This window comes from Polaromonas sp. P1_G2, assembly GCF_056405515.1.
Window position 1 is genome coordinate 1 of record NZ_JBFUBY010000305.1, and the last position, 4,595, is coordinate 4,595.

Genomic DNA, 4,595 nt, shown 5'->3' on the forward strand with positions numbered 1-4,595 from the left:
GCGCCAGCGCCGGGGCATTGACATCTTCGACCTGCAAAAACGCCCGTGTGATGCCGCGCTGCTCCGCCACCCCGGCGATCCCCGCCAGCACGCGCCCGGCCAGTCCCCTGCCCCTGCAAGCCTGGTCGGTGCGCATGCCGTGCACGCTGGACCAGCCATGGCTGAACGCGCCGGCGCCCGCGGCCACGGTTTTGCCGTTCTCGCGGACGCTGGCATAGACCGAACCGCGGGCGCGGCTCAAGGCCTTGACGCGGCTCGCGCCGTCCACCGGGTCAAAACCTTCGGCCAGGAACAGCGCCGCCCACGCGGCATCGGGCGCATCGGCAGTTTCGGCGGGCGCAGCCGCACTGGCCGCGCGCATGGCCTGGACAGTCGCCACCTGAACCAGCACCGGTTTCCCGGCCTGGTAGCCGCGCCGCAACAGTTCCTGCCGCAGGCCGTCGAAGCAGGCCTCATTGGCCAGGCGGAACACCGTGCGCAGGCCGCGCGCCCGATAACGCGCTTCGACCTGGTCGACCAGGCCCTCGTCGGCCGGTAGGTGGCGCAGCGGCACGGCGCTATGCGCCCGGCTGACGGTGCCGCTGTCAAAAGGCAGGAGCCAGCCCTGGAATTCCTCCACGGCTTCGGGAGACACCGCGGCCAAGGTGGCGCGCTCTATGGATTCGATATCGCTGGAGGTCATGGTTCCTCGGGGTGAAAAGTCCACGGGACAAAGCTCGCGAGCAGGCGGCTTCGAGTCTGCTGATTATTGGCTAGGAAGCCCGCCCGTTAAAGTGCTGGACGGGAATGGCGGCGAGGTCCAGGTCCTGCACGCAGCGCAGGTTGATGGCCGCCATGCGCTTGCCATCCGGGCCTGTGCCCTCGCCATAAGGGTGGATGCCGCAGGTGGGGCAAAACCGGTGGCGGATGAGGTGCTTGTTGAACAAATAGGTGCTGGCGTTCTCGTCGGGAGTCAGCAGGCGCAACTGCTCGTGCGGAACAAACCAGAGCAGCGATCCCTTGCGCGAGCACATGGAGCAATTGCAGGCCAGCGCGCCGGCGGGTTCGCCTTCAACCTCGAAGGCAATCCTTCCGCAATGGCAACTTCCTTGGTGAGTCATGTTTTGCATCCTTTTTTCTCAATAATCTGGAAGGGAACCACGCGCATGTGGCGCGCCCTCAACAGTTTGCTGAAGGGACGCTTGCAGCGTCCGGCACGGGACTATAGACTGTACATTCATACAGCTCAAAGTCAACAATACTATGGCGACTCAGCATCAATTCCGGATTCCCTCCTCTCGCGCTTCTGCCCCGGCGGCATTTTTCCGCCTGAAGGCGCTGCACCTGCTGCTGGTCCTCGCGGGCCTGCTGACGCCCGCCTTGCCCACCTCGGCCCTGGCTTTGGCGGCTGCCTCGCAGGCGCCGGAGTTGATGCTCGCCAAGGTCTATCGCCCAGGCACCTCCGTGCCCGACTACTGGGTCAGCGAAAAATACGACGGCGTGCGTGGCTACTGGGATGGCGAAAAGCTGCTGACCCGTGGCGGAGAACGCATCGCCGCGCCGGCCTGGTTCACGGCCGGCTGGCCCAAGGTTCCGCTTGACGGCGAACTGTGGGCTGGCCACGGCCAGTTTTCCCGGGCGGTGTCCACCGTGCGCCAGCAAAGCCCGGACGCGGCTGCCTGGCGGGCCATGCGTTTCATGGTGTTCGACCTGCCGGCGCAAGGCGGCCCGTTCAGCGAACGCATTCCCGCGCTGAATGGGGTGGTGAGCCGTATCGACCAGCCCTGGGTGCACGCCGTGGCGCAGTCCAAGGTGGCCAACCATGCGGCCCTGCAGGCGCTGTTGGCCACCACCGTCAAGCATGGCGGCGAAGGCCTGATGCTGCACCGGGGGGCGTCGTTTTACAAAGGCCAGCGCAGCGACGACCTGCTCAAGGCCAAGCCGCATGAAGACAACGAGGCCCGCGTGGTGGCGCACCTCCCCGGCCAGGGAAAATACGCGGGCATGGTGGGGGCGCTGCTGGTGGAAATTCCGGGTGCGGACGGCAAGACCGGCCAGCGTTTCAAGCTGGGCAGCGGCCTCAGCGACGAGTTGCGCCAGAACCCGCCGCCCGTGGGCAGCACCGTCACCTACCGTTTTCGCGGCCTGAACGATAGCGGCATTCCGCGCTTCGCGAGCTTTATGCGGGTGCGGGACGACGCCCTTTAAGCCGGGCAGGTGCGCACCCGGCTCCGGGCCTACCACCGGGTCTATTTCTTGACGCAGTCGGCGTAGTAGCGGGTCTTGCCTTTGGCATCGACCTCTTCGACGAGTCCATGGATGTCGGTCTCGAAACCCGGGCACTGGGCGTTGAATTCGCGCGAGAACTTCAGGTAGTCGACGATGCGCTTGTTGAAGACCTCGCCCGGGATCAGCAGCGGGATGCCCGGCGGGTACGGCGTGACCAGGCCCACGGTGATGCGGCCCTCCAGGTGGTCGATCTCGACCCGCTCCGTCGTGCGGTGGGCGATGTGGGAATAGGCGTCGCTGGGCTTCATGGCGGGCGCCAGGTCGCTCAGGTAGACCTCGGTCGTCAGCCGCGCGATGTCGTATTTGGCGTACAGCGTATGGATGTGCTGGCACAAGTCGGCCAGGCCCATGCGCTCATATTTGGGGTACTTCTGGCAGAACTCGGGCAGGATGCGCCACATCGGCTGGTTCTTGTCGTAGTCGTCCTTGAACTGCTGCAGCGCCGTCAGCAGCGTGTTCCAGCGGCCTTTGGTGATGCCGATAGTGAACATGATGAAGAAACTGTAGAGGCCGGTTTTCTCGACGATCACGCCATGCTCTGCCAGGAACTTGGTCACGATGCTGGCCGGGATGCCGGTCTTCGCGAACTTGCCGTTCAGGTCCAGGCCCGGCGTGACGATGGTGGACTTGATCGGGTCCAGCATGTTGAAGCCGGTGGCCATCTGGCCGAAACCGTGCCAGTTGTTGGCGCCGTTCTTCGCTGTCTTGGCGCTGCGCGACTCGCCCTTGATGATCCAGTCCTGCGACTCGCCTATGCCCTCTTCGACCAGCTTGTCCGGGCCCCAGACCTTGAACCACCAGTCGGTGCCGTATTCCTGATCGATCTTGCGCATGGCGCGGCGGAAATCCAGCGCCTCGGCAATGCTTTCCTCGACCAGCGCCGTGCCGCCGGGAGGCTCCATCATGGCGGCGGCCACGTCGCAGCTGGCAATGATGCTGTACTGCGGAGAGGTGGAGGTGTGCATCAGGTAGGCCTCGTTGAAGAGGTGCCTGTCGAGCTTGGTGTTCTGCGAGTCCTGCACCAGCACGTGGCTGGCCTGGCTGATGCCGGCCAGCAGCTTGTGGATGGACTGCGTGGCGTAGACCACGGCGTTTTTCGGCCGGATGCGGCTCTTGCCCATCGCGTGGTAACTGCCGTAGAACGGGTGGAAGGCCGCGTGCGGCAGCCAGGCCTCGTCAAAGTGCAGGTTGTCGACATAGCCGTCGAGCATGCCCTTGATGGTTTCGGTGTTGTAAAGCACGCCGTCGTAGGTCGACTGCGTCAGCGTCAGCACGCGCGGCTTCACGCTGTCGGCGTCGACGCCCTTGAGCAGCGGGTTGGCGCGTATCTTGGCCTTGATGGCCTCGGGGTCAAACTCGCTTTGCGGAATCGGGCCAATGATGCCGAAATGGTTGCGCGTTGGCTTCAAAAACACCGGGATCGCGCCCGTCATGATGATGGCGTGCAGGATGGACTTGTGGCAGTTGCGGTCGACCACCACGACATCGCCCGGCGCCACCGTGTGGTGCCAGACCATCTTGTTGCTGGTGGAGGTGCCGTTGGTCACGAAGAAGCAGTGGTCGGCGTTGAAGATGCGCGCGGCGTTGCGCTCGCTGGCGCCGATGGCGCCGTCGTGGTCCAGCAGCTGGCCAAGCTCTTCCACGGCGTTGCAGACGTCGGCGCGCAGCATGTTCTCGCCGAAGAACTGGTGGAACATCTGCCCGACGGGGCTTTTGAGGAAAGCGACGCCGCCCGAATGGCCGGGGCAGTGCCAGGAATAGGAGCCGTCCTCGGCGTAGTCGAGCAAGGCCTTGAAAAACGGCGGCTGCACGCCTTCCAGGTAGCTCTTGGCCTCCCGCAGGATGTGGCGCGCCACGAACTCGGGCGTGTCCTCGAACATGTGGATGAAGCCGTGCAGCTCACGCAGGATGTCGTTGGGGATGTGGCGCGAGGTCTTGGTCTCGCCATAGACATAGATCGGCACGTCCAGGTTCTTGCGGCGCACCTCTTCGATGAAGTTGCGCAGGTTCAGCACTGCGGGGTCGAGATCGGGCCCGGGCGAGAACTCTTCGTCGTCGATCGACAAAATAAAGGCGCTGGCCCGGCTTTGCTGCTGGGCGAACTGCGAGAGGTCGCCGTAGCTGGTGACGCCCAGTACCTCGAAGCCCTCGCTTTCAATGGCCTGCGCCAGCGCGCGGATACCCAGGCCGGAGGTATTTTCGGAACGAAAATCTTCGTCAATGATGACGATGGGAAAGCGGAATTTCATGACGGGGAGAGCAGTTCAAGGGCGCCCTGAACCTGTCGGAGGCCATGGGGAACGCTCAAAAGGCATAGACAGGTTGAG

4 protein-coding genes are annotated in these 4,595 nt (G+C 64.3%); 1 reads left to right on the top strand and 3 read right to left on the bottom strand.

The window, feature by feature from the left end; translation table 11 throughout:
- Both AC1D0P_RS22120 and AC1D0P_RS22125 read right to left on the bottom strand, forming a co-directional pair.
- Nucleotides 1-682, bottom strand: a 682-nt coding sequence (locus AC1D0P_RS22120; RefSeq protein ID WP_477678713.1) for a GNAT family N-acetyltransferase, incomplete at its 3' end; no start/stop codon positions are given.
- A 70-nt stretch (nucleotides 683-752) separates the two neighbouring features.
- The gene (locus AC1D0P_RS22125) at nucleotides 753-1,100 is read right to left on the bottom strand and encodes a GFA family protein (protein WP_477678714.1); all 348 of its coding nucleotides are present in this window, start codon (nucleotides 1,098-1,100) and stop codon (nucleotides 753-755) included.
- 142 nt (nucleotides 1,101-1,242) lie between these two features.
- On the opposite strand from AC1D0P_RS22125, the gene AC1D0P_RS22130 reads away from it, so the two are divergent.
- Complete coding sequence (locus tag AC1D0P_RS22130; protein WP_477678715.1) at nucleotides 1,243-2,187, top strand: DNA ligase; 945 nt, start codon at nucleotides 1,243-1,245, stop codon at nucleotides 2,185-2,187.
- A gap of 41 nt (nucleotides 2,188-2,228) precedes the next feature.
- Here AC1D0P_RS22130 and AC1D0P_RS22135 read toward each other — a convergent pair whose 3' ends face one another.
- Nucleotides 2,229-4,517, bottom strand: a complete 2,289-nt coding sequence (locus AC1D0P_RS22135; RefSeq protein ID WP_477678716.1) for an Orn/Lys/Arg family decarboxylase — start codon at nucleotides 4,515-4,517, stop codon at nucleotides 2,229-2,231.
- Between the last annotated feature and the right edge of the window lie 78 nt (nucleotides 4,518-4,595).

What these genes read in the sequence shown, in the direction of transcription:
- AC1D0P_RS22130 (WP_477678715.1), top strand. Translation starts at nt 1,243, where the DNA reads ATGGCGACTCAGCATCAATTCCGGATTCCCTCCTCTCGCGCTTCTGCC.
- AC1D0P_RS22125 (WP_477678714.1), bottom strand. Translation starts at nt 1,100, where the DNA reads ATGACTCACCAAGGAAGTTGCCATTGCGGAAGGATTGCCTTCGAGGTT.
- AC1D0P_RS22135 (WP_477678716.1), bottom strand. Translation starts at nt 4,517, where the DNA reads ATGAAATTCCGCTTTCCCATCGTCATCATTGACGAAGATTTTCGTTCC.